This window comes from Algibacter lectus, from assembly GCF_900112395.1.
Lineage (GTDB): Bacteria > Bacteroidota > Bacteroidia > Flavobacteriales > Flavobacteriaceae > Algibacter > Algibacter lectus.
This window is the reverse complement of the sequence record NZ_FOLN01000004.1, coordinates 273,978-297,975: the sequence shown is the minus strand read 5'-3', so window position 1 is coordinate 297,975 and position 23,998 is coordinate 273,978. Positions and strand designations below refer to the sequence as shown.

Sequence of the window (23,998 nt, the reverse complement as noted above, 5' to 3'; positions counted from 1 at the left end):
TCTCAAGAAAATATATTCAATTAAAAACGCGCCCAAATTGTGGGCGCGTTAGTTTATGTTAATTCTATTTCAAATTGCGTTAAGTGTTTAAACTGCATCAGTCGTTGTTGCACTTCGCTGTGCGACAAATTCTCCATGCGCTCGGTGCCAAATTTTTCAACACAAAAGGATGCTAAAGCAGAACCGTAAACTACAGCGTTTTTCATGTTCTCGAAAGATACATCGCCTGTTTTTGCTAAATAGCCAGCAAAGCCACCAGCAAAGGTGTCTCCTGCACCAGTTGGGTCAAAAACTTCTGCTAGAGGTAAGGCTGGTGCGTAAAACATTTGTTCGTTATGGAACAATAATGCGCCGTGCTCTCCTTTTTTAATAACAACGTACTTTGGTCCCATTTCATGAATTTTTTTCGCAGCAACAACTAGCGAGTATTCGCCGGTTAATTGTCTTGCTTCTTCATCATTTATGGTAATCACATCAATACGTTTTATAACGTTTTTTAAATCTTCTAAAGCGATATCCATCCAGAAATTCATAGTATCTAAAACTACTAATTTCGGTTTAACCGTCATTTGATCTAAAACACTAGATTGGACGAGTGGATGTAAGTTTCCTAACATAACCACTTCTGCATCTTTATAATTTTCTGGTACAACTGGGTTAAAATCTTCTAAAGTATTTAGCTCTGTTATTAAGGTATCGCGAGAATTCATATCGTTATGATATTTTCCGCTCCAAAAAAACGTTTTACCTTCTTTAACGATTTCAATACCTGAAATGTCGATGTTTTTACTAGAAAGTAAGTCTAAATATTTTTGTTCAAAATCGCCGCCAACAATAGAAACAATGGCAGAGTCTACATCGAAATTAGATGCAGAAAGACCGATATAAGTACCTGCTCCACCTAAAATTTTATCGGTTTTACCGAATGGTGTTTCAATAGCATCATAAGCTACTGTACCAACTATTACTAATTTACCCATGAAAGTTCTTGATAATTTTCTGCAAATATAGGTTATTTATATGCTTAATCCTTATTATTTTTAATGTTCAATTTGAATGAAAATTGCTAAGATAAATGTTTTAAAAGAAGAATAATTGCTTTTACTTACGTCCAAAATCGGCTGGAATTTCTCCCCAAGCCTTCGTTTCCCATTTTACAATTACGGTGTTGTAACTGTTGTTTTTAAGCCAGTCTACGGCGCGATCTACCAAATCGAAAACCGGTTTGTTTTTAGAATTACGATCTAATTTAGTGTTGCACGTTTTTTTACGCACCCAACTCATTGCTGTTCGCGAATCGGTATATAAAATACGATCGCTATTATTTTTTTTAAGAATAGCCAAGCCGTGAACAAGGGCCAAAAATTCGCCTATATTATTGGTGCCTTCCGGAAAAGGACCTTGTATAAAGAGTTGCTTTTTTGTTTTAGTGTCTACACCGCGGTATTCCATAATACCTGGGTTTCCGCTAGAGGCAGCATCTACCGAAATAGAGTTATAGTTTGGTTTGCCTATTTTTTTTAGTTGCTCGTGCGAGAGTTCGCTTTTAAAAGCTTTGCTTTTCCCAATGTAATCAAAATAATTGCCTTCCAAAGCTTCTTGAGCGGCTTCTAAGGTTGGGAACGATTTATATTGTGCGCCGGGATAGTCTGTTATTTGTTTTTTACAAGTATTCCATTTTTCGAAAACCCCTGTTTTATGACCTTTCCAAACGGTGTAAAATTTCTTTTTTTTCGACATACTTTGGCATTTTTCACGAAAGTGGTAATTGTTTAAAATTGAGTTTTTAAAGTTATTTAGATAATATATCGTTAACAACCTGTGGAAAGTGCTCCATTTCTAATTGGTGAATTTTTGCAGCAACATCATTGGCTGTGTCGGTTTCCGTTATATTACATTTTGCCTGAAAAATAACAGCGCCTTCATCATAATGTTCATTTACATAATGTATGGTAATACCAGTTTCTTTCTCTTTATTAGCTATAACAGCATTGTGCACGTGCATGCCGTACATGCCTTTTCCTCCGTAATTTGGCAGTAAAGCTGGGTGCACGTTAATTACCTTATTAGGGAAGGCTGCTAATATATTGTCTGGGAATTTCCATAAATAACCTGCTAGTACAATTAGGTCGGGTTTGGCGGCTTTTAATATGTTTAAAACGTCTTCGGTCTCAGATATTGCTATTTTGTTAAAAGAAAGTGCGCTAACCTTTAGCTTTTTTGCACGATCTAAAACTTTGGCATGAGGATTGTTAGTTAACACTTGAATAACAGAAGCATTTTCTCTGTTGTGAAAAAACTTAATTAGATTTTCAGCATTAGTACCACTCCCGGACGCAAAAATTACAATTCGTTTCATTTACAGACAATGTGTTTAATAATTATTCAAACAAAAAAAAGAATAAATATTAACAATTAGAAGGTAAAAGAGAAATACTTAAAACTATTTTTAGTAAATTACACACACATTTTTAAGGTAAAGGTGTGTTTTAAAAATAAAGTTTTTTATTTTTGCCAACTAATTAAAACTTAAAATTAAAAATTATGTCAGACATTGCATCAAGAGTAAAAGCTATTATCGTTGATAAATTAGGAGTAGACGAGAATGAAGTTGTAACTGAAGCTAGCTTCACAAACGATTTAGGAGCAGACTCTTTAGACACTGTGGAATTAATAATGGAATTCGAAAAAGAATTCGATATCCAAATTCCAGATGATCAAGCTGAAAACATTGCAACAGTAGGTCAAGCTATATCATACATCGAAGCAGCAAAATAAGCAAAATATTTTATGGAATTAAAGCGAGTTGTAGTCACAGGATTAGGGGCTTTAACACCAATTGGCAATACCAAAGACGAATTTTGGGAAGGTTTAATTAGTGGTAAAAGTGGTGCTGCGCCTATAACATATTATGACGCCGAAAAGTTTAAAACAAAGTTCGCTTGCGAATTGAAAAACTTTAACGCAACAGATTTTTTTGATAGAAAGGAAGCTCGAAAAATGGATCGATTTGCACAATACGCTATGGTAGCTGCAGATGAAGCCATTGAAGATGCTAAATTGAATCTAGATGAAGTTGACAAATTAAGAGTAGGCGTTATATGGGGAGCAGGCATCGGTGGATTGGAAACCTTCCAGAACGAAGTATTAAACTTTGCTGCTGGAGATGGAACGCCACGTTTTAACCCTTTCTTTATTCCTAAAATGATTGCTGATATTGCACCAGGAAACATCTCTATAAAACATGGTTTTATGGGGCCAAACTATACAACGGTTTCGGCATGTGCATCTTCGGCTAACGCTATGTTTGATGCTTTAAACATTATTCGTTTAGGGCATTGTGATGTGGTTGTTACAGGCGGAAGTGAAGCAGCAGTTACTATTGCAGGTATGGGCGGGTTTAACGCTATGCACGCACTATCGACTAGAAATGAAAGTCCAGAAACAGCCTCACGTCCATTTGATGGAACGCGTGATGGTTTTGTTTTGGGAGAAGGTGCTGGCGCACTGATTCTAGAAGAATATGAGCATGCAAAAGCTAGAGGCGCAAAAATTTATGCGGAATTTGTTGGAGGAGGTTTATCTTCTGATGCTTACCACATGACGGCGCCACATCCTGATGGTATTGGTGTTGTAGCGGTTATGAAAAATTGCTTGCAAAATGCAGGACTTAAACCGGAAGATATAGACCATATTAATACTCATGGTACATCTACGCCTTTAGGTGATGTTGCAGAATTAAAAGCAATTTCAGAGATCTTTGGAAGTCACGCTAAAAACATAAATATTAATTCAACAAAATCTATGACTGGGCACTTATTAGGTGCAGCAGGTGCTATTGAAGCAATTTCGGTTATTTTGGCAATGGAAAACGGAGTTATACCTCCAACCATTAACCATACTACTGTAGACGAAAGTATAGATCCTGAATTAAATTTAACCTTAAACAAGGCACAAAAGCGGGACATAAAAGTAGGAATGAGTAATACATTTGGATTTGGCGGTCACAACGCCTGTGTAGTATTCAAAAAATTAGATTAAATCCCGAATGAAATACATTCGTAACATATTAAATTCCCGTTTTAAACGCAGCGGGAATTTTTTTATGGAAATAAATCAAATCCTTGGTTTTAAACCTAAGGATATAAAATATTTTAGAAAGGCTTTTACCCACCGTTCTATGAACATAAAAGATAGCGAAGGCAATGCTATTAATTATGAACGATTAGAATTTCTGGGAGACGCTATGCTAAGTGCTGTTATAGCATCTCATTTATATCTTGAAGTTCCAAGTGGTGATGAAGGATATTTAACCAAAATGCGCTCTAAAATTGTAAGTAGAGAGCATTTAAATGAGTTGGGTAAAGATTTAGGGTTAATTACTTTAGTTGAAAGTAAAATACCTAAAGGCCAATTTGGCGATAATATTCATGGTAACTTATTTGAAGCTTTAGTAGGCGCTATTTTTTTAGATAGAGGCTATAAGTATTGTGAAAAGTTTATCTACACTCGAGTTATTCTACCTTATGTAGATATTGCAACCTTAGAAGGGAAAGTAATAAGCTATAAAAGTTTACTGATAGAGTGGTGCCAAAAAGAAAAGAAAACTTTTGGGTATAATGTTTATGAAGATACAGGAAATGACGATGTTAGGCATTTCTCGGTAAAACTATCTATAGACGATAAAGTCGTTGCGAAAGCACGAGGGACTTCAAAGAAAAAAGCAGAAGAGAAAGCTTCTAAACGTGCTTTTTTTGTGTTTCAGAGTAAAATTTCAAAATCAGTTTAGCGAAACTTCAGCTTAACTGAAAAAAACAATTAACTATAACGTTTTAGTATCGATTCTTATTAAGATTCGTTAAAACATGTATTTAGTAATTGTTATAAATACTATATTTACAAATAATAATAGGAAGTTATGGCTGTTCATAAACTGATGCTTGATGATGTTTTTGACGATGTGGCATACACATTAGTAGCAATGCATTGTACACTTGAGGACTACAGATTGGCCTTTCTTCTTAATAAACATTTAAAGATCAAGCTTGCTAGGAGATCTAAAGATTTAGATTTTAACAAGGGAAAATCTAACTATTCTATATTTGAATGGGAAGATGAAAAGCAACTAACTACTTGGAGTTTAGTTTCTAATACTTGTAAAACAGAGAGTTTACAAGAAATTAGTTTTGGGTCTTTATTTGAAAATCAAGAAAAAATAACAAAAACAACTCATTTAATACCAGAATATAAGCGTGTTAACTACTTTTTGAAAATAGAAAACGAGTTCAGTTCGAGTAAAGAAAAATATATTTTAGACACTATATTGGAAATTCCTCAAATTGCAACAGCTTATAGTATTGATACATTTCAATTAAAATCAAAAGACAATTTAATTTTTAGCTAATGGCAACAAGAAAAAAAACCAAAATAGTAGCAACTCTAGGACCAGCTACAAGCACAAAAGAAGTATTAAAAGGCATGCTTGAGGAAGGTGTTAATGTATTTAGAATTAACTTTTCTCATGCCGATTATAAGGATGTAGCCGAGCGTATCACCATGATTCGTGAGTTAAACGAAGAGTTTGGTTTTACTGCCGCTATTTTAGCAGATTTACAAGGTCCAAAACTTCGTGTAGGAGTTATGGAGGAAGATGTTGTTGTAAATCCGGGTGATGAAATTATTTTTGCTACAGGCGAACGTTTTGTTGGAAATAAGGAACGTGTTTACATGACTTATGATAGATTTCCACAAGATGCAAAACCAGGAGAGCGTATTCTTTTAGATGATGGAAAATTACTTTTTACAGTAGTTTCTACAAATGGAAAAAACGAGGTTTTAGCCAAAGTTGTTCAAGGTGGACCATTAAAATCTAAAAAAGGGGTAAACTTGCCTAACACAAATATATCTCAGCCTGCACTTACAGAAAAAGATATCGAAGATGCTATTTTTGCCATTGGGCAAGATGTAGATTGGATGGCCTTATCTTTTGTGCGTCATGCTGAAGATTTAATGCAATTACGTGATTTAATTGCGGAACACGGAACTCATAAAATTCCAATTATAGCTAAAATAGAAAAGCCAGAGGCTGTTGAGAATATCGATAAAATTGTTACACATTGTGATGGTATTATGGTTGCCCGTGGTGATCTAGGTGTAGAAGTTCCTGCTGAAGAAGTTCCGTTAATCCAAAAACAATTGGTTTTGCGTGCTAAAAAAGCTAGAATTCCGGTAATTATTGCGACGCAAATGATGGAGACTATGATTGATAGTTTAACACCAACAAGAGCTGAAGTAAATGATGTTGCCAATTCTGTTATGGATGGTGCCGATGCTGTAATGCTTTCTGGTGAAACTTCAGTTGGTAAATATCCTGTGGAAGTGATTAGACAAATGAGTAACATTTTAAAGAATGTTGAAGATTCTGATTTAATTCAAGTACCACAATTACCTCCGCATATTAGAACTAATAGATATATTACTAAATCAATTTGTTATCATGCTGCACTTATGGCAAACGAAATTGATGCAAGTGCTATTTCTACGTTAACAAATAGTGGGTATACAGCGTTTCAAATTTCGGCTTGGAGACCTTCATGTCATATTTTAGTATTTACATCAAATAAGCGAATCTTAACGCGTTTAAGTTTACTTTGGGGTGTTCGTGCTTTTTATTATGATAAGTTTGTTAGCACCGACGAAACTATCGAAGATGTTAATGCTATAGCTTGTAAGCAAGGTTATTTAGAAGTTGGAGATATGTTAGTGAGTTTAGCTGCTATGCCAATTCAAGATAAAGGAATGGTTAATACGTTAAGAGTTTCAGAAATTACAACTTGTAGTCTTTAAAAACTTAAGTTTTATATATTAAAAACGGCCAATAGATTTAAATCTATTGGCCGTTTTTGTTTGTAAATATGTGTTTTGTTTATTAGAACGTTCCAATAAAGTGACTTCCTTCTACATTAACTAATTCTGCACCTTTTGTTACAACACCTGTTTCGGTATCTACAACGTAGATGTTTCCATTTTGTCCAACAGGGGCTTGAGTTAGGTATATTTCTGTTCCATCCACTACAAAACCTTGGTATTGGAATAAGTAGAAATCTTCGTGATATGGAATGTCTTCAATTTTTTGAGCCGTTTTAGCATCTAAATCAACAAGAGCAAAAAATCCTTGGGCTCCAGCAACACCTTCGGCAGAACCGTTGTGACGATAGGCTAGTACAGCTTTTCCGTTAGATGCTGGTCTCCATGCAAGAATGTAAGCGCCTTCAACACCAAGAGCATCATCTAAATTAAAATCGTAAGAGTTATCATATTCATTATCCGAATTAATTTTTAAAATATGAGAACCTTCTGGGTCACTTTGGTTAGCTTGATAAACACTTCCGTCATAAAGAAAAGCATTAATACTACGGTATCCGTTAGTATTACCGTGTCCTACAGTCGATGTAATAACTGATGGATTTAAAAGTGATGGATAATCTAAGACAATAGTTTTCGATCCTAAAATTTCATAATCGCTATCGCCTTCAGTAGTGGCAGGGTCAACTTTACTTAAACGTGCACCAATATATAATTTATCGCCAGCAGCATTTAAAGTTGGCATATCAATTCTAGAAATATAGTATCCTAGTGCTTCTTCTTCATCAGTTAATGCCACATCGTGCTCTTGGAAGTTATTAATTAAAGAGTTTTCTAAATCTAAAGTTACCACACCAATGGTAGCGTTAGTTCTAGTATAGTTACCATCAGCATCAGCTTCATGTTCTGTAGAAACGTAAACGGCAGCACCTGTTTGATCGCCATCGAATAATTTAATCCATCTTGGAGCTGTTCCTACGTAAGGCGCAATGCTAATTTCTGTTCCGGTTTGTGTAAAGGTTTGTCCGCCTTCTACAAGGTATTTGGTATAGTTGCCACCAGTGTCACCGGCGTAGCTAATGTTAAAAATAGTACTACCATCTTCAGATGATTGTAAACGTGCCGTTCTATTTGATGGTGCAATAAATCCATTTTCAAAAGCTTCAATAGAAACGGTTGGGTCTTTAGCATCTTCACTGCTAATAGAGTAAATTAAAGTTCCACCATTTCCATCGCCTGGGTTTTCTCCCATTCTTGCGGCAGCAACAGTTATCCATCTGCTAACGTCTTCAGTTTCTTCATCTACAACTTCTTTTGGAGCATCATCATCACTACAACTAAAGGCTAGTAATAAAACACTAAATAGCAAGGCTAAGGTTTTAAGGTTTAAAATTTGTTTTTTCATGTTTTTAGAGTTAATTAAAATTTATTGATTGTATAATTCAGTTTAAGATAAAAAGCACGTCCTGGTTTTTGTACCGAAAGGTTGTCGTAAACGGGTTCGTCGAAAATGTTTTTAATATCGAAGCTCATCGCTAATCTTCTATTAGGAAAAGAGTAGGTAAGGCCTAAATCGTGAACTAATTGCTCCGGTACTTTAAAGAAATCGTCGCCAACGGTGTTAGAGCCTTGAGACACTAAGTATGAAAACTCGTCTGTGAAATACACGGAGTAGAAAAGGTTTAATAAAGATTTTTTCTGAATAAGCTCTTTGAATGAATATCTTAAACTACCATTCATTGTAAAAAAAGGTGTGTTCGGAATATCGAACTCTGTTCCGTTGGTAGTTTCGCTTGTTAAATCGAAACGAGATATATTAAAATTAAAACCTAAGTTTTTATTGTACGTATAGTTAAGTTGTGCATCTATACCTTTAGATTTTGCATTACCCTGATTAACATATAGAATTAATTCGTCATCCACGTTTAAAGATGTTTCTATAGGTAATCCAATTCTATCTTTTATATCTCTTATAAAAGCATTGGTTGAAATGGTAAAAGCATGTTTTTTTATTTTGAATCTACCAAATCTAAAACCTATATTGAAATTATTACTAACCTCTGGGTTTAAGCTTGGGTTTGCAACAACATTATCACCATCGTTACCAAAAACTTCCGTTTCGTTAGGTAATCTAATCGCTTTTTCGGCCGATGTTAATAAGCTAACTGTTGGTGTAATGGCATAAGAGGCTGCAAAACCAAAACCTTCGTATTTGTTGTTGGCCTTTACAGTTTCATCAACTACGGTATCATTTCCTTCACTATCTGTTGCAATGGCAGGATCGATACTCAAAGTTTTTTGGCTATAGTATTTACCAAATATGCTCGTTTTTAATTGGTTGTTAATAGCAGATAACTCGTAGGTTAAAGCAAAAATATTTTTATATAAATCTCTAGTACCCATGAAGGTGTTTTCTAAAACCGTCCTTAAGGCATCGCTATCTTCTCTTTCAATACTAGAGTATGCATGGTTGAATAATACTTTGTGATGTTCGTTTATGGTATAAGATAGTCCGGTTCTAACAGCAGCGACGTTCCTTTCTATTTTTGCTAGAGTTGGTCCGCCTTCTTGTTGAGAGCCCCAAGTATATTCGTATTCATCTCCTCTAAAATCTATGGCTCTTTCTCCATTCCAACTGTATGCAGCCGCTACAGTATCATTCACAATTCTATTTCGTTTACCGTACAAAGCATTTACATTTACATCAAAGCCTTCAGTAAATAGGTCTCTTTTTTTGTAGATTAAATTACCAAGTAGAGCATCAGACTCTAAAAAACGATCTTTGTATGGTGTAATAGTCATAAAAGCGCCGTGTTGAACTTCTTTATAGTCATCGGAACTCGTAACTCCAACAAAAAATTGATCGGCCCATTTTACGTTTGTAAAACCAATTTGTGCCATGCCACCTGTAGATCTGTAGGCATCATTAAATCGTCTTGCAGTAATTGGAGTTTGTGCACCACCTAAACCAGTAACAACAACGCTTCGTCCTGAAACTTTATAATCATTATCAGAATAATTATGAAACACTGACGCCTTAACCGTAAAGCCAGATTTTTCGAATCTATATAATCCGTTTACATTGGTTTGAAAAGTATTAAACGATCCATAAGAAGCTGAAGCGTTTAAGTAATTTTTAGTTGAATTATGAAGTACTATATTAATGGCTCCACCCAAAGCATCGTCTGCTAAATGCCCAGGAACAACACCTTTGTAAACCTCTATGTTTTTTATCATTGAAGCCGGAATGCTGTTTAAACTATAAGAAGAACCATACATAGTGATTGGAACACCATCAATAAAAATTCTAACCGAACTACCCGATAAGCCGTTTAAGCTATATTCTACGTTAGAACCTAAACCACCATTTTGACGAATTTTTACACCAGCCGTAGTGTTTAGTAAATCGTTTGTTTGAATATTTCTAATACTGGCTTCTTTTGTTTTAATAACATTTACAGCAAAGCCTTTATCTTCAATCTGTCTTTTTAAGGTTTTACCCGCAATTTGTATTTCTTTTAAATCTTGATACGAGGAAAAAGTTAATGTAACATCAAGGTTTTTTTCTGAAGTATTTATAGTAATATCAATAGTTTTAACTTCGGCATTTAAAGAATGCAACTGGAGTGTATAATTTCCGTAAGGAATATTTTCAAAGTAAAAATCACCATTAATATCAGAGTTTGCTTCCTTTTGAAAACTAGAACTTTTTAAAATAATATAGGCTCCTAAAACAGGCTCTTTGGTATCAAATTTAACGTTACCATATAAATCTCCGTTTTGACTAAAAGCCAAAATGCTTAAGAAAAACAATGAGAAAGTTGAAAATATTTTTACTGATGGCATGAGTAATTTTTTTACAAAATTACTCTTATTTGTATTCAGTCCAAATAAAGATAACGGATTTGATGATAATTTAAGGTAAAGGCAGATTTGCTTTTTATTTGCAAAAAAAATCGATACTCTCATTAAGAATATTTAAGTTTTTTGTGTTTATTTTTAATTATTCTAAATAGTGAGGTGTCCTGAATTTATACAATTAGATGAGTGGATAAGCAAAAAAATGGATAGAAGTTGTTGAATAAAGTTAAGTTTTAGTGATTTTTAATAAATATCTTAAACTTTTAAAATCCAAATTTTAGCTGTGCGCTAACACTTTTTGGTTCTGGTGCTTTTTTAGTATCCGTATTTAAATTGGAAAGAGAAATGCCTAGTAATCTCACCGAGTTACTCATTTTTTCTTGATAAAGTAAATCTTTTGCTGTTTCTAGAATAATGTCTTTATCACTTATGTAGTAGGGTAGTGTTTTGCTGCGCGTTTGTAAACTAAAGTCGCTGTACTTTATTTTTAAAGTCACTGTTTTTCCTGCAACTTTGCTTTTTAATAAGCGTTTGGTAACTTCTTCAGAAATCTGTTCTAGTTTCTCCATCATAAAAACTTCCGAAGATAAATTTTCACTAAAAGTACGTTCTGCAGCTAAACTTTTTCTAATCCGGTTTGGTTTCACTTCACTAGTATGTATACCACGAACTACGTTGTAATAATAGCTACCCGATTTCCCAAAGTGTTCATCTAGAAACTCTATCGATTTCTGTTTTAAATCCATGCCTGTAAAAATGCCTTTTTGATACATTTTCTCCGCAGTAACCTTACCTACACCATAAAACTTCCTAATATCTAGCGTTTCTAAAAACGGAATAACCTCTTCTGGATTTACTGTTTTTTGTCCGTTAGGTTTATTGTAATCGCTGGCAATTTTTGCTATAAATTTATTAATGGAAATTCCTGCGGAAGCTGTTAAACCTACTTCATTAAAAATGCGTGCTCTTATTTCTTCGGCAATCATAGAGGCACTTGGGTTTCCTTTTTTGTTTTGCGTAACATCGAGGTAAGCTTCATCTAAAGAAAGTGGTTCTACCAAATCGGTATAATCTAGAAATATTTTTCTAATCTTTTTAGATATAGAGGTATAGCGTTCAAAATCGGTTTTTACAAAAATTAATTCCGGACAAAGTTTAACGGCCAGATTTCCAGACATGGCACTTTTTACACCAAACTTTCTAGCTTCGTAACTGGCGGCACTAATTACGCCACGCCTTCCGCTTCCGCCAACAGCAATGGCTTTACCAATTAAATCAGGATTATCCAATTGCGCAACAGACGCATAAAAGGCGTCCATATCCACATGAATAATTTTTCTTATTGGTAAATCGGTTAACATAGCGTAAATTTATCAATTCATATTTAAGGGCAATTCCTAAACTTAATATTTTTAAAATATTTTCGCTTTCGCGGAATTTTATATGATAGAAATAGAACGTAAATTTTTAGTAAAATCTGAAGCTTTTAAAAAAGAAGCTTTTAAGCAAACTCGAATTAGCCAAGGGTTTTTAAATACCGATAAAGCACGTACGGTTAGAGTGAGGTTAAAAGGGAAGCAAGGCTTTATAACGATTAAAGGCGCAAGTTCTAAAAGCGGCCTATCTCGTTTTGAATGGGAAAAGGAGATTCCAAAGCAAGAAGCCGAAGCTTTATTGGAGCTATGCGAGCCTTCCATTATTGATAAAACTCGTTATGAAATAAAACAAGGACAGCATATTTATGAAGTCGATGAGTTTTATGGATATAATTCTGGATTAATTGTTGCCGAAATAGAACTAAATACCGAAACCGAAACGTATATAAAACCGGACTGGTTAGGTAACGAAGTTACTGGAGATGTGAAATATTACAATTCGCAGTTAAGTAAACACCCTTTTAAATCTTGGATTAAATAACTTAATATTTATTTGTTATGAAAAAATTAATACTACCGTTTTTATGTGTTTTATTGTTAGTATCGTGTAAAAATGAGACAAAGCAAGGAGATTCTAACAGTGAAGATCCAGGGAAAACTGTTACAGATACTATTATAGTTGAAGTACCAGCAGAGCCTGTTAAAAAAACATTGAAAGAAATAAAAGAAGAATTAACGGCTAAGGGGTTTAAAACCTATGTACATGTTAATGAAACAACACAGGATACTGTATTAATGCAGCAATATTTTATGGCCTTTTTAAAAAAGAGCGCTATTAAAATGCAAAACGAAGAAGAGAGTGAGCGTTTACAAAAATTACATTTAGAGCATTTATCAAAAATGTACGAGTTAGGTTATGCAGATATTTCGGGACCGTTTGGTGACGATGGAGATATTAGTGGTATAACCATATATAATGTGCCAACTTTAAAAATGGCCGATAGTTTAGCTAAAGCCGACCCTATGGTTGAGGCGGAACGTTTAGAAATAGAAATACATCCATGGTGGGCAGCAAAAGGCGTTGGTTTAAGATAATACTTAAGGTATTAAGTACGGGCATATTTATAGTAAACCTAATATGTGTTCTTGCTTTATTAGTACTCCATTTTTTAGTAAAAGATGCATCGTTTAAATTCGCCTACTGGTTTTATTTATTTCCTTTACCCATTATAATTACTATAGTTTTGGTGTTTTCTGTTTTTCTTGGAAAGCGTAGAAAATACAATCTTATTCTTGCTGGTGTTTTATTATTTGTATGGTTTTTTAGAAGTTTTAGTATCAGTTTTACAGAAGAAGTAAAAGATACCGATGTTGAAGTTGTATTTTGGAATGCCTCTAGAGACGATGGGTTTGAGTCGGCTTTTAAAGAGAACGAATCTATTCCGGATATTATGGTTTTAAGTGAGCCTAAAAAACGCAGTTTCGATAGGATTAAAGCAAAATATCCTCAATATTACTTTTATAAATCGAATGGCGAAATTGAAATTTTTTCAAAAACACCGCTTCATATTGAAGAGGAGCAGCGTTCTAAATATAGCTCTACAATAGTGAAGTTTAGCTCTGCTGGTATTCAATTTTATGCTGTAGATATGCAAGGTAGTTTTGATGTACCTAAAGCTTGGGAATTTAAATTTGCGAACGATATTATTAAAAACACCAACAATACCGTTGTATTAGGTGATTTTAATGCGCCTTACGAGTCTGTGTTTTTAGATCGTTTAGAGCAAAATTACAATCACTTCTTTTCAAAAAAAGGTAATGGTTTTAGAGAAACTTGGCCATGGAATTTTCCGTTGTTGTCTATAGACCATATTTGGGTGTCTAAAGATTTAACTATGGTAAATTCGGAAAAAATAGCCACAAGAGATTCCGATCATAGTATGATTAAAACTGTGATTAGAAAATAAGGTGTTTCAAATTAAAACTTAAAGATTTCCTTTAGCAGATTCTACTGTTTTCTTAGAGTTTCCAATAAAAATAGCATCGCCATTTATTATTACAGGTCTGCTTAAAAATGTATAATGCTCTAAAATGTACTGCTTGTAATCACGCTCTGTTAAGTCTTGGTTTTTTAAATCCATTTCTTTGTAAAGTTTGGCGCGTTTGCTAAAAAGGGCTTCGTAACTGCCCGAAAGAGCTTGCATTTCTTCTATTTGAGCTACAGTTATAGGTTCTGTTTTAATATCTTGAAGTATATAATCGGCAGGAATATTAAGCTCTTTTAAAATTCTAATACAAGTGCTACACGTTTTTAAATAATATACTTTTTTCATGACTTTTTGTTTGAAGCAAAATAACGTTAATTTTCAGTTTTAAACCAATTCATTTTAGAATTTATTAAAGAATATGCTTTAATTTTTTAGACTATTTTTGGTTTTAGAAGTATATTTATGCAAAAATTAAAAACATGCAATTTACATTCGACGTTTTAGCCAATATTCGTGCTATGGCACAAAAACATATTGAAAATAATACTTTAGAGGATTTAAATAAAATTCCAGAAGGATTCAATAATAATATTATTTGGAATATAGCTCATATGGTGGTTACTACACAGGTTTTGGCTTATAAGCTTTCTGGCTTACCAATGGTTGTTAGTGACGAGATGATTGGTAAATACAAAAAAGATAGCAAACCAGAAGGTGATGTTACTCAAGCTGAAGTTGATGAAATTAATGATTTATTAATTTCTACTATGAAGCAATTGGAGGCAGATTATAAAGCAGGTGTTTTTAAAAATTATACCGAATATACGGTGTCTACCACAGGAAATACATTAAGAAGTATTGATGATGTTTTACCATTTGATTTAGTTCACGAAGGGATGCACTATGGTTATATTCTTGCCTTATCGCGCGCTGTTAAAGGCTAAGTAATTCGCAATTTTATTAAAAGGAATTTCAAATTCTATAATACCTGTTGAATATGGGGCAATTTCGTATGCGTTATAAAGTAGAACAATGCCTTCGTCGTTATAACCTATATTTTCGGGTAATTTAAAGGCGTCTAATTCTGGTTCAAAAATGTCTTTATCTTTTGTGGCTTCTTTAAAATAAGGTAAGGCTATTTGTTTAAAAACTTCAGTATCATTTATTAAGTTTTTATTCGGAATTGTTTTTCCGGTAGTTGCATCAAAGTTTAAGAAAGAAACTTTAAGCATGCCATGTGCACCACCTGTATTCATATACGATGTTAGTGCCAAGCTTATAATTTCGGGAGAAGAGAACATAATTTCGCCATCAATTTGAGCTTCCCATGGTTGAGAAATTTCAGAAAAATCGGTTTGGAAAGTTTCAAATTCCTTATTAAAGTTATTAATACTTTCTTCTATAGATTTAGCATTAATTGCATTAGGTTCTCCAAGATGTAAATTGGCTATCACCTCTTTTTCTATTTCAGAATTAATAACACTAGAAACTGTTTTGTTACCAACCGCTTTAGGTATGTTAACTTCAACAACGCTATTGTTTTCGGTCGTGATATTTATATCTTCAAAAGTGGTGTTTACATCATCTTTACAACTAAAAAATAGAGTGAAACAACAAATTGTAAGTAGCGTGTTTATTTTAAGCATGGATTGTATTATTTAGCAACATTAAAGATAATTATTGCATTTGAATACACCATATTAAAAGCTATTAATATTTATAAAAACATAATGGTAAATGTTTTGTAATATGAGTGAAGCTTATGTTGAGGATTTAAATTGAAAAAGGCTTATATCTCTGTGAAATATAAGCCTTTTTAATATTTTATAAATTGAGTTTTATTAATCTAAGTAATAAATATAGCCAACGTTAAACCACATAAGCCAATCGTTATTTTTATTATAGTCTAATTGGTGATTAAGCCCATCAACCCAATCACTAAAGTAAAATTGGCCTCTAAAATCAATCATTAAATCTGAAACGCGATCTAATTTGTAACGCATACCAACACTCATTACAGTAGAAAAAGTACTCCCTGGTGTTGCATCTACAGATCCTGGGTCCCAAAGAGAGTAAAAATTACTAGCATCGGTTACATCTCCAACTGCTGTTGGATTTGGATTAGCGTAAGTTGTAGTCACGCTTGGTGTAAAGGCTGTGTAGTGAATTCCTAAACTAACAAAAGGTGCTACTCTTGGACTAAAAGATTGAAAATCGCGAATGCTTAGTGGGTAAAATTCAAGTTGTGTACCGATGTCAAAATTTTCGGCAACACCTTTGTGTCCTCTAAGTCTGTTTGTATCATCAGAGTTTTTATTGACATCAACCCATCTGCCAACATGTTCTAGATTACTTTTGTTGTATGATATTTCGTTTCTTAATTTAAAATGATCGTTAAAGTAAGATTCTGTGGTGTAGCAATTACAGTCGGCTCGGTATGCAAAATTTAAATAGTGCACAATACCGATTCCAAAACCTGAATTTTCAAAATTTGTACTAGAGTTATCTCTTTGGCCATAATCTGCTCGAAATTGAACAGGGCCCGCTATAACGCCAATTTCATGTGAAAATCCCAATTGGGAAAATGCTGTTTGATAGGTAGCAAACAAGCAAATAAAACAAGCTAAACGCTTTAAGTTAAGCATAATTAAGATACTGTTTTTGAGGCATTAATAAAAGCAAATATAGAAAATCTGATGGAACTAGCAAATGTTTGTAGTATGTGGACTAGCGTAATTGAATATTCTATTGCGAATTTTTAAAAAATTAAGCTATATTTTTAAAGATAACGTATATTTGTACTCTATAATTGTATATTATATAATTTTTAATACATTTTATAATAAATGAAAAATAACATTAAAGCGTTTTTAGACCTGGTAAAAGAACGAAATGGTGATGAGCCTGAGTTTTTACAAGCAGTAGAAGAAGTTGCGGAAACTGTAATTCCGTACATTGTTAAACACGATATATATTACGGAAAGAATATTTTATTAAGGATGGTTGAGCCTGAGCGTGTTATCACGTTTAGAGTGTGCTGGGTAGATGATGATGGTGAGATTCAAGTAAACCGTGGATATAGAATTCAGATGAATTCTGCTATCGGACCTTATAAAGGAGGGTTACGTTTTCATCCAACAGTAAATATGAGTATTTTAAAGTTTTTAGCTTTCGAGCAAGTCTTTAAAAATAGTTTAACCACATTACCAATGGGTGGTGGAAAAGGTGGAAGTGATTTTGATCCAAAAGGAAAAAGTGATAATGAAATTATGCGTTTCTGTCATGCTTTTATGGGTGAATTGTTTAGACATATTGGCCCAAATACCGATGTTCCTGCAGGAGATATTGGTGTTGGATCAAGAGAAATTGGCTTTTTATTCGGGATGTACAAAAAACTTAGAAATGAGTTTACTGGTGTATTAACTGGAAAAGGAATGTCTTGGGGTGGATCTTTAATTAGACCGGAAGCAACAGGATATGGCAATGTTTATTTTGCACAGAAAATGCTTGAAACTAAAAATGATAGTTTTGATGGTAAAGCCGTTGTAATATCAGGTTCTGGTAATGTAGCACAATATGCAGCAGAAAAAGTTTTACAATTAGGCGGAAAAGTACTTACGCTTTCTGATTCTTCTGGATATATTTATGATGAAGAAGGTATCGATGAAGAAAAACTAGCTTTCGTTATGAATTTGAAAAACGTTAAGCGTGGTAGAATTAGCGAGTATTTAGAAAGCTACCCGAATGCAACTTTTGTAAAAGGAAAAACACCTTGGGGTGTTAAATGTGATATAGCATTACCATGTGCAACACAGAATGAATTAAATGAAGATGATGCAAATACTCTAGTTAAAAATGGTTGTATTTGTGTTAGTGAAGGTGCTAATATGCCATCAACTAAAGAAGCTATAACTGTATTTCACAAAGCAAAAATATTATTTGCACCAGGAAAAGCATCTAATGCTGGAGGTGTAGCAACTTCAGGTTTAGAGATGACGCAAAATTCATTGCGTTTTAAATGGACTCGAGAAGAAGTGGATACCAAGTTAAAGGATATTATGTCTGATATTCATAAATCTTGTTTAGAGTTTGGCGAAGATGAAGATGGTTATGTAGATTACGTTCGTGGCGCAAACATTGCTGGCTTTGTAAAAGTGGCCGATGCTATGTTAGCACAAGGTGTAGTTTAAAATATAAAAGCATAATTATTAATATAGAGCCTTCTGTTTTGCAGAAGGCTTTTTTATTTATTAATATGAAAGAATCACGGCTATAATATATTTTTTTGAAGCTTAATTCGTTAGTTATAAATATATTTGAATCGAAATGAGTTCTAAATTGTTTTTTATAGATCAATTTTAAAGTAAATATGGGTTTTAAGTAAGTTGCTTAGCTCTTTATGATACAGGTTAATGATGTTTAAGAAAGTTATAATTTTTTTAATTTATATGTTGCCTCTTGTGCAGTTTGCACAAGATTTCTCCAATCTCTGGGAGGGTTACTTTTCATACAATCAGGTAAACGAGGTTGTCACCGGAAGAAACAAAGTCTATGCAGCTTCAGAAAATGCTATCTTTAGTTTTGACAGTCAAACCAAAACTTTAGAAGAAATTACCACAATACAAGGTTTGTCTGGTGAAACCATTTCAACTATATACTATAGTGAAGTTTACGAGCTATTGGTTGTTGGTTATGAAAATGGATTAATTGAAATTGTTTTCGATGAAGATGATGATATATTAACTGTTGTAGATATTGTGAATAAATCAACAATTCTAGATGGTGATAAAAAAATTAATCATATTAACGCCAATGAAAATAATGTATATCTATCTACGGGTTATGGTATATCTGTATTCGATTTAGAGCGTTTGGAGTTTGGTGACACTTATTTTATTGGTGATGGAGGGATTCAAATAGAAGTAAGTCAAACAACTATTTTTGGTGATTATATTTATGCGGCATGTCTTGATGGTGGTGGACTTAAAAAAGCACCTATTGCAAGTCCTAATTTAATCGATTATAAAAACTGGGAGCAAGTAAGTAATGGAGATTTTTTGTCTGTGCAAACAAACGAAAGCAAATTATATACAATAAATACAGGTAAAAGACTATACGAGATTAATAACGATGTATTAACCAGTTTATTGGTGTTTGCCGATACGCCGCTTAAAACAACTAGTTTAAATGAGAAGTTAATAGTAACCACAAAAAACGATGTTTTTGTTTACGATGTAGATTTTAATTTACTCGCAAAAGCATCGGATAATGCAGATTTTAATACAAACTTTAATGCGGCAACCATAGATGCTGATAATATCTATATTGGTACAGATAACTTTGGTGTGTTATCGACTTCAATTTTAAATCCTTTAAATTATGAAGAAATTCACCCAGACGGACCATTGTTAAATACCCCATTTTCAATTCAGGCAGATGTAAATGGTGTTTGGGTTACCTATGGTGATTATACATTAGATTACAACCCTTACCCTTTAAATGCACGTGGAGTTAGTCATTTAACTAAGGGATTTTGGATAAACACAGATTATAGTGATTTATTTGGAGCAAGATCTTTAAATGCAATATCAGTAAATCCGTCTAATATAAATCAAGCTTTTGTTAGTTCTTTTTTTAGTGGTTTATTGGAATTTAATAATAATGAACCGACAGTTTTATATAATCAAAATAATAGCGGACTAGAGTCTTTGGTTATTCCTACTAACCCAAGTTATGTAGATATAAGAGTTGGAGAGTCAATATTTGATAATACAGGTTTGTTGTGGACTATTACAAGTAGAGTCGAAAAGCCATTAAAATCTTATAATCCTACAAATAATCAATGGGTTTCTTATAGTTTTGAATCTTTAATTGAAGATGCTTTAAACGATAATTTAGGGTTTGATAAGTTGGTTATAGATAGAAATAATACAAAATGGATAGCTAGTTATTCTAAAGGTGTAATTGGTTTTAATGAGAATAATGGAAGTCCATTGTTAAAGAATATAGATGAAGTAGATGGTAACCTACCTGTTAATTCGGTAAGAGCTTTGGCGGCAGATGACAGAAATCAATTATGGATTGGTACAGATAAAGGTTTAAGGGTTTTGTATAATACATCTGGTTTTTTTACAGATGATAATTCTACTGCAGAAGAGATTATAATTCTTGAAGATGGTATAGCTCGGGAACTTCTCTCAGAACAGTATATTACAGATATAAAGGTCGATGGCGCAAATAATAAATGGATTGGTACCATTGATGCTGGTGTGTTTTACTTATCATCCGATGGTCAAGAAACTATTTATCATTTCACAACCGATAATTCACCGTTACCCTCAAATGCTATAAGTGAAATATCTATAGAAGAAACAAATAGTATTATTTATTTAGCAACCGATAGAGGTTTAGTGTCTTTTAAATCTGGAGGTTCGGGTTCGTCAGAAGATTTAGAAACCGTTTATGCTTATCCAAATCCGGTGCGACCAAATTTTGATATCGTCGAAAAAAAGGTAAAAATTAAAAACATTTCCGATAACGTAAATATCAAAATCACTGATATTGAAGGAAACTTGGTAGCCGAGGCGCAATCGCGAATTAATTTAAGATATAATAATTACAACCTTGAAATAGATGGAGGGACTGTATTTTGGAACGGAAGAAATATGGCGAATAATGTTGTGTCTTCTGGTGTGTATTTAATTATGATTTCCGATTTAGATACCTTCGAAACTAAGGTTGTAAAATTAATGGTAGTTAGGTAATGTTAGTTAAAACCAATGCCATTGTGCTCTCTAAGCTAAAATATAGAGACAACGATTTAATAGTTAAATGTTATACCGAAGAACTTGGTGTGGTTAGTTTTTTACTTCGCGGTGTTTTAAAAAGCAAAAAAGGAGGGGCTAAAATCGCATACTTTCAATTATTATCTCAGTTACATATTACAGTAAATTATAAAGATAGTCGTTCGTTACAAAGCTTAAGCGAGGTGCGTTTAAATCATTTGTATAGTAGTTTGCATACCAATGTTTTAAAAAGTGCTATCGTGATGTTTTTATCCGAGGTTTTAAGCAGTGCTTTGCGCGAAGAGGAGCAAAACGAAACGCTTTTTAGGTATTTAGAAACAGCACTATTATGGTTAGATGAGCAAAGTGACTATGCTAATTTCCATTTGTTATTTCTACTCAATCTCACAAAGTACCTTGGTTTTTATCCTGATAGTTTGGATAGAGAGTTAGATCATTTTAATTTAATTGAAGGTAAATTTCAAGTAAGACAAGATATTCGAAATACCATTGCAGGTGAAGATTTAAATCTCCTTAAAAAACTATTAGAAACAACCTTTAACGACTTGCAAAATGTGAAAATTAACGGAAGGCAAAGGCAATCGTTTTTAAATATGATTTTGCTATATTTTGAACTACATTTGGGGAGTTTTAAAACACCAAAATCCTTAAAAATTTTTAATCAAGTTTTTAGTTAAGCATGAAGTCTTTTTACATTATATTTTTCGTTCTATTTACCTGTGTAAGCTTTGCTCAAAACGTAAAAGTGCTTAACAAAACTACGCAAGAACCAATTTTTGGTGTCGCTATATATAATGTTGATAAATCGAAATCTGAGATTACAAACTTTAGAGGCGAAGCTTCCTTAAGTGAGTTTGATGAAGGTGAAGTCATTTATTTTAAACACTTATCGCATGTTTTAAAACAAACCACTAAGTTTATCATTGGTTCTAGAAACAAAATATATCTAGAATCTAACACTGAAGGCCTTCAGGAAATTGTAATATCAGCTTCAAAATTTCAGCAAAACAAAAGAGATATTCCTCAAAAAATAGTAAGTCTAAACAGTAAAAATATACAGTTTACTAATCCGCAAACAAGTGCCGATTTATTAGAAACTACAGGCCAAGTTTATGTGCAAAAAAGTCAAATGGGTGGTGGTAGTCCAATGATACGTGGATTTTCAACCAATAGGTTGCTTATCACGGTAGATGGTGTGCGCATGAATAATGCCATTTTTAGAGGAGGAAACCTTCAAAATGTAATAGCTATCGACCCATTTTCAATTCAAAATACCGAGGTAACACTTGGTGCAGGTTCGGTAATTTATGGTAGTGATGCCATAGGTGGTGTTATGAGTTTCTATACGCAAAAACCGCAATTGTCTTATACAGATTCACTTTTAGTAAAATCGAATGTTGTAGCGAGGTATGCTTCTGCAAGTAACGAAAAAACAGGGCATTTCGATTTGAATTTAGGTTACAAAAATTGGGGTTTTGTTACTAGTGCGAGTTATACTGATTTTGGAGATTTAAAAATGGGAAAAAATGGACCTGATGATTATTTAAGACCCGAATATGTTGTTACAACTTCAGAAGGAGATATTGTTCAAGGAAATAGCGATCCTTTGGTTCAAAAATATTCTGGTTACAATCAGCTTAATTTAATGCAAAAAGTGAGGTATGAGCCTTTAGAAAATTTAAGTTTCGATTTAGGTTTGTTTTACACCACATCATCAAATATTCCAAGATACGATCGTTTAATCAGATATCGTAGTGGTACGCTGCGTTCTGCAGAATGGAATTATGGTCCACAAAACTGGTTTATGTCTAATTTACAGGTTACTAAATTAAGCAGTAATTCGAATTTGTATGATAAAATTAAAGCAACCATAGCTTATCAGAATTTTGAAGAAAGCAGAATGGATCGTGATTTTCAATCGTCTATCAGGAGTATTCGAGAAGAAGCTGTAGATGCTTACTCCTTTAATTTAGATTTAGAAAAAACTTTAGATTCCAAAACACAATTTTTTTATGGTTTTGAGTACGTTTATAATAAAGTAACTTCTAGTGGAGAGGATGAGAATATTGATATTAATACATTAGAACCAACTGTTTCGCGTTATCCAAATGGAGCAACATGGCAATCTACTGCTGTGTATTCTAGTATAAAATATAAGCCGAATACTAAATTTGTATTTCAGTCAGGTTTACGTTTTAACCATGTGGTTTCTAAGGCCGATTTCACCGAAAATAATGTCTATTTAAATTTACCTTTTACGGTTTCTAATAATGAAGCAGGTGCACTTACCGGAACCGCTGGAGTGAGTTGGACTCCAAACAAGATGATGCAATGGAAATTAAATGCATCGTCTGCTTTTAGAGCTCCAAATATTGATGATATTGGTAAGGTTTTCGATTCTGAACCAGGATCTGTTGTAGTGCCTAATGATAATTTAAAGCCTGAATATGCTTATGGTGGTGAAGTGGGACTGAAGTTGAATTTTAACGAAAGCCTTATTTTAGATTTAAACACGTATTACACGTATCTGGATAACGCCTTAGTGCGTCGCGATTATAGTTTAAATGGTGAAACTGAAATTATGTACGATGGTGAGTTAAGTAACGTACAAGCTATTCAAAATGCATCTAAAGCTTGGATTTACGGGTTTGAAGTTGGGTTGAAGTATAAACTATCTAAACAACTCGAGCTTACTTCGCAATACAACATTATAGGTGGTACAGAAGAAGATGAAGGCATTGAAGTTCCAATTAGGCATGTTGCACCATATTTTGGAAACACACACATTACATGGGCTAAAAACAAGTTGAAAGTTGATGCTTTTGCAAATTATAATAACGAATTATCTTTTAATCAATTAGCGCCTTCGGAAATTGAAAAAGATTATATCTATGCTTTAGATGCAGATGGCAATCCGTACTCGCCAGCTTGGTATACGCTTAATTTAAGAACGCAATATCAATGGCGTAAATCAACATCAATTTCGGCAAGTATAGAAAACATAACTAACCAGCGTTACAAAACCTATTCGTCTGGAATTGCAGCCGCTGGAATAAATGTTATTTTAGCATTAAAGTATAGCTTGTAATTTCGGTGTAAACCT

Annotated in this window: 22 protein-coding genes; 13 read left to right on the top strand and 9 right to left on the bottom strand. The window is 33.4% G+C overall.

Annotated features, from left to right (window positions below; translation table 11 throughout):
- Positions 1-53 precede the first annotated feature (53 nt).
- The 3 genes from BM246_RS09740 to purN all read right to left on the bottom strand — a co-directional run bounded on the left by BM246_RS09740 (position 54) and on the right by purN (position 2,359).
- Positions 54-980 (bottom strand): PfkB family carbohydrate kinase, encoded by a 927-nt coding sequence (locus BM246_RS09740; protein WP_042499491.1) that lies wholly within the window; start codon positions 978-980, stop codon positions 54-56.
- A gap of 121 nt (positions 981-1,101) precedes the next feature.
- Positions 1,102-1,740, bottom strand: a complete 639-nt coding sequence (locus tag BM246_RS09735; protein WP_074937492.1) for a ribonuclease H1 domain-containing protein — start codon at positions 1,738-1,740, stop codon at positions 1,102-1,104.
- Between the two features lie 52 nt (positions 1,741-1,792).
- A complete protein-coding gene (gene purN, locus BM246_RS09730) occupies positions 1,793-2,359 on the bottom strand; it encodes a phosphoribosylglycinamide formyltransferase (protein ID WP_042504042.1) in 567 nt (188 codons plus the stop codon).
- 185 nt (positions 2,360-2,544) lie between these two features.
- On the opposite strand from purN, the gene BM246_RS09725 reads away from it, so the two are divergent.
- From BM246_RS09725 to pyk, 5 genes are all read left to right on the top strand, one after another.
- Positions 2,545-2,778, top strand: a complete 234-nt coding sequence (locus BM246_RS09725) for an acyl carrier protein (protein ID WP_007647141.1) — start codon at positions 2,545-2,547, stop codon at positions 2,776-2,778.
- Positions 2,779-2,790: 12 nt separating this feature from the next.
- A complete protein-coding gene (gene fabF / locus BM246_RS09720) occupies positions 2,791-4,041 on the top strand; it encodes a beta-ketoacyl-ACP synthase II (RefSeq protein WP_042504040.1) in 1,251 nt (416 codons plus the stop codon).
- A gap of 7 nt (positions 4,042-4,048) precedes the next feature.
- Positions 4,049-4,789, top strand: a complete 741-nt coding sequence (gene rnc / locus BM246_RS09715) for a ribonuclease III (RefSeq protein WP_042504038.1) — start codon at positions 4,049-4,051, stop codon at positions 4,787-4,789.
- Positions 4,790-4,918: 129 nt separating this feature from the next.
- Positions 4,919-5,404 (top strand): IPExxxVDY family protein, encoded by a 486-nt coding sequence (locus BM246_RS09710; protein ID WP_042499498.1) that lies wholly within the window; start codon positions 4,919-4,921, stop codon positions 5,402-5,404.
- On the top strand, positions 5,404-6,846 hold the full coding sequence (pyk, locus tag BM246_RS09705) for a pyruvate kinase (RefSeq protein WP_074937490.1): 1,443 nt from the start codon (positions 5,404-5,406) through the stop codon (positions 6,844-6,846). The genes BM246_RS09710 and pyk overlap by 1 nt, the downstream gene beginning before the upstream one ends.
- An 82-nt stretch (positions 6,847-6,928) precedes the next feature.
- Here pyk and BM246_RS09700 read toward each other — a convergent pair whose 3' ends face one another.
- The 3 genes from BM246_RS09700 to dinB form a co-directional block, all read right to left on the bottom strand.
- The gene (locus BM246_RS09700) at positions 6,929-8,269 is read right to left on the bottom strand and encodes a hypothetical protein (RefSeq protein WP_074937488.1); all 1,341 of its coding nucleotides are present in this window, start codon (positions 8,267-8,269) and stop codon (positions 6,929-6,931) included.
- 14 nt (positions 8,270-8,283) lie between these two features.
- Complete coding sequence (locus tag BM246_RS09695) at positions 8,284-10,710, bottom strand: TonB-dependent receptor (protein ID WP_074937486.1); 2,427 nt, start codon at positions 10,708-10,710, stop codon at positions 8,284-8,286.
- A gap of 278 nt (positions 10,711-10,988) precedes the next feature.
- Positions 10,989-12,086 carry a DNA polymerase IV gene (dinB, locus tag BM246_RS09690; RefSeq protein ID WP_042499502.1) on the bottom strand — a complete coding sequence of 366 codons (1,098 nt, stop codon included), beginning with the start codon at positions 12,084-12,086 and terminating at the stop codon, positions 10,989-10,991.
- A gap of 82 nt (positions 12,087-12,168) precedes the next feature.
- On the opposite strand from dinB, the gene BM246_RS09685 reads away from it, so the two are divergent.
- From BM246_RS09685 to BM246_RS09675, 3 genes are read left to right on the top strand one after another with little or no spacing between them, the layout of a single operon-like run.
- On the top strand, positions 12,169-12,642 hold the full coding sequence (locus tag BM246_RS09685) for a CYTH domain-containing protein (protein WP_074937484.1): 474 nt from the start codon (positions 12,169-12,171) through the stop codon (positions 12,640-12,642).
- Between the two features lie 17 nt (positions 12,643-12,659).
- On the top strand, positions 12,660-13,196 hold the full coding sequence (locus tag BM246_RS09680) for a YciI family protein (RefSeq protein WP_042499506.1): 537 nt from the start codon (positions 12,660-12,662) through the stop codon (positions 13,194-13,196).
- On the top strand, positions 13,163-14,068 hold the full coding sequence (locus BM246_RS09675) for an endonuclease/exonuclease/phosphatase family protein (protein WP_083415753.1): 906 nt from the start codon (positions 13,163-13,165) through the stop codon (positions 14,066-14,068). Before BM246_RS09680 ends, BM246_RS09675 begins: the two co-directional genes overlap by 34 nt.
- An 18-nt stretch (positions 14,069-14,086) precedes the next feature.
- Here the strand turns inward: BM246_RS09675 and BM246_RS09670 are convergent, their stop codons facing one another.
- Complete coding sequence (locus BM246_RS09670) at positions 14,087-14,434, bottom strand: arsenate reductase family protein (protein ID WP_042504029.1); 348 nt, start codon at positions 14,432-14,434, stop codon at positions 14,087-14,089.
- 134 nt (positions 14,435-14,568) lie between these two features.
- On the opposite strand from BM246_RS09670, the gene BM246_RS09665 reads away from it, so the two are divergent.
- Positions 14,569-15,033 carry a DinB family protein gene (locus BM246_RS09665; protein ID WP_074937479.1) on the top strand — a complete coding sequence of 155 codons (465 nt, stop codon included), beginning with the start codon at positions 14,569-14,571 and terminating at the stop codon, positions 15,031-15,033.
- Here the strand turns inward: BM246_RS09665 and BM246_RS09660 are convergent.
- Both BM246_RS09660 and BM246_RS09655 read right to left on the bottom strand, forming a co-directional pair.
- On the bottom strand, positions 15,010-15,735 hold the full coding sequence (locus BM246_RS09660; RefSeq protein WP_074937477.1) for a DUF3298 and DUF4163 domain-containing protein: 726 nt from the start codon (positions 15,733-15,735) through the stop codon (positions 15,010-15,012). The genes BM246_RS09665 and BM246_RS09660 overlap by 24 nt on opposite strands.
- Positions 15,736-15,930: 195 nt before the next feature.
- Positions 15,931-16,734 (bottom strand): THC0290_0291 family protein, encoded by an 804-nt coding sequence (locus BM246_RS09655; protein WP_042499515.1) that lies wholly within the window; start codon positions 16,732-16,734, stop codon positions 15,931-15,933.
- Positions 16,735-16,935: 201 nt separating this feature from the next.
- Here BM246_RS09655 and gdhA point away from each other — a divergent pair, with 201 nt between their 5' ends.
- The 4 genes from gdhA (at position 16,936) to BM246_RS09635 (ending at position 23,983) form a co-directional block, all read left to right on the top strand.
- Positions 16,936-18,279, top strand: a complete 1,344-nt coding sequence (gene gdhA / locus BM246_RS09650) for an NADP-specific glutamate dehydrogenase (RefSeq protein WP_074937475.1) — start codon at positions 16,936-16,938, stop codon at positions 18,277-18,279.
- 222 nt (positions 18,280-18,501) lie between these two features.
- On the top strand, positions 18,502-20,853 hold the full coding sequence (porZ, locus tag BM246_RS09645; protein WP_231961837.1) for a type IX secretion system anionic LPS delivery protein PorZ: 2,352 nt from the start codon (positions 18,502-18,504) through the stop codon (positions 20,851-20,853).
- Positions 20,853-21,572, top strand: a complete 720-nt coding sequence (gene recO, locus BM246_RS09640; RefSeq protein WP_042504020.1) for a DNA repair protein RecO — start codon at positions 20,853-20,855, stop codon at positions 21,570-21,572. The genes porZ and recO overlap by 1 nt, the downstream gene beginning before the upstream one ends.
- A gap of 2 nt (positions 21,573-21,574) precedes the next feature.
- Positions 21,575-23,983, top strand: a complete 2,409-nt coding sequence (locus BM246_RS09635; protein WP_074937472.1) for a TonB-dependent receptor plug domain-containing protein — start codon at positions 21,575-21,577, stop codon at positions 23,981-23,983.
- Positions 23,984-23,998 lie beyond the last annotated feature (15 nt).

Excerpts from the sequence above, each read along its gene's own strand:
- rnc (WP_042504038.1), top strand. The coding sequence starts at position 4,049 with ATGAAATACATTCGTAACATATTAAATTCCCGTTTTAAACGCAGCGGG.
- BM246_RS09725 (WP_007647141.1), top strand. The coding sequence starts at position 2,545 with ATGTCAGACATTGCATCAAGAGTAAAAGCTATTATCGTTGATAAATTA.
- BM246_RS09710 (WP_042499498.1), top strand. The coding sequence starts at position 4,919 with ATGGCTGTTCATAAACTGATGCTTGATGATGTTTTTGACGATGTGGCA.
- BM246_RS09740 (WP_042499491.1), bottom strand. The coding sequence starts at position 980 with ATGGGTAAATTAGTAATAGTTGGTACAGTAGCTTATGATGCTATTGAA.
- BM246_RS09680 (WP_042499506.1), top strand. The coding sequence starts at position 12,660 with ATGAAAAAATTAATACTACCGTTTTTATGTGTTTTATTGTTAGTATCG.
- BM246_RS09700 (WP_074937488.1), bottom strand. The coding sequence starts at position 8,269 with ATGAAAAAACAAATTTTAAACCTTAAAACCTTAGCCTTGCTATTTAGT.
- BM246_RS09670 (WP_042504029.1), bottom strand. The coding sequence starts at position 14,434 with ATGAAAAAAGTATATTATTTAAAAACGTGTAGCACTTGTATTAGAATT.
- BM246_RS09695 (WP_074937486.1), bottom strand. The coding sequence starts at position 10,710 with ATGCCATCAGTAAAAATATTTTCAACTTTCTCATTGTTTTTCTTAAGC.
- purN (WP_042504042.1), bottom strand. The coding sequence starts at position 2,359 with ATGAAACGAATTGTAATTTTTGCGTCCGGGAGTGGTACTAATGCTGAA.
- recO (WP_042504020.1), top strand. The coding sequence starts at position 20,853 with ATGTTAGTTAAAACCAATGCCATTGTGCTCTCTAAGCTAAAATATAGA.
- dinB (WP_042499502.1), bottom strand. The coding sequence starts at position 12,086 with ATGTTAACCGATTTACCAATAAGAAAAATTATTCATGTGGATATGGAC.
- BM246_RS09735 (WP_074937492.1), bottom strand. The coding sequence starts at position 1,740 with ATGTCGAAAAAAAAGAAATTTTACACCGTTTGGAAAGGTCATAAAACA.
- BM246_RS09660 (WP_074937477.1), bottom strand. The coding sequence starts at position 15,735 with ATGCTTAAAATAAACACGCTACTTACAATTTGTTGTTTCACTCTATTT.
- BM246_RS09635 (WP_074937472.1), top strand. The coding sequence starts at position 21,575 with ATGAAGTCTTTTTACATTATATTTTTCGTTCTATTTACCTGTGTAAGC.
- BM246_RS09655 (WP_042499515.1), bottom strand. The coding sequence starts at position 16,734 with ATGCTTAACTTAAAGCGTTTAGCTTGTTTTATTTGCTTGTTTGCTACC.
- pyk (WP_074937490.1), top strand. The coding sequence starts at position 5,404 with ATGGCAACAAGAAAAAAAACCAAAATAGTAGCAACTCTAGGACCAGCT.
- gdhA (WP_074937475.1), top strand. The coding sequence starts at position 16,936 with ATGAAAAATAACATTAAAGCGTTTTTAGACCTGGTAAAAGAACGAAAT.
- porZ (WP_231961837.1), top strand. The coding sequence starts at position 18,502 with ATGATGTTTAAGAAAGTTATAATTTTTTTAATTTATATGTTGCCTCTT.
- BM246_RS09685 (WP_074937484.1), top strand. The coding sequence starts at position 12,169 with ATGATAGAAATAGAACGTAAATTTTTAGTAAAATCTGAAGCTTTTAAA.
- BM246_RS09665 (WP_074937479.1), top strand. The coding sequence starts at position 14,569 with ATGCAATTTACATTCGACGTTTTAGCCAATATTCGTGCTATGGCACAA.
- fabF (WP_042504040.1), top strand. The coding sequence starts at position 2,791 with ATGGAATTAAAGCGAGTTGTAGTCACAGGATTAGGGGCTTTAACACCA.
- BM246_RS09675 (WP_083415753.1), top strand. The coding sequence starts at position 13,163 with ATGGTGGGCAGCAAAAGGCGTTGGTTTAAGATAATACTTAAGGTATTA.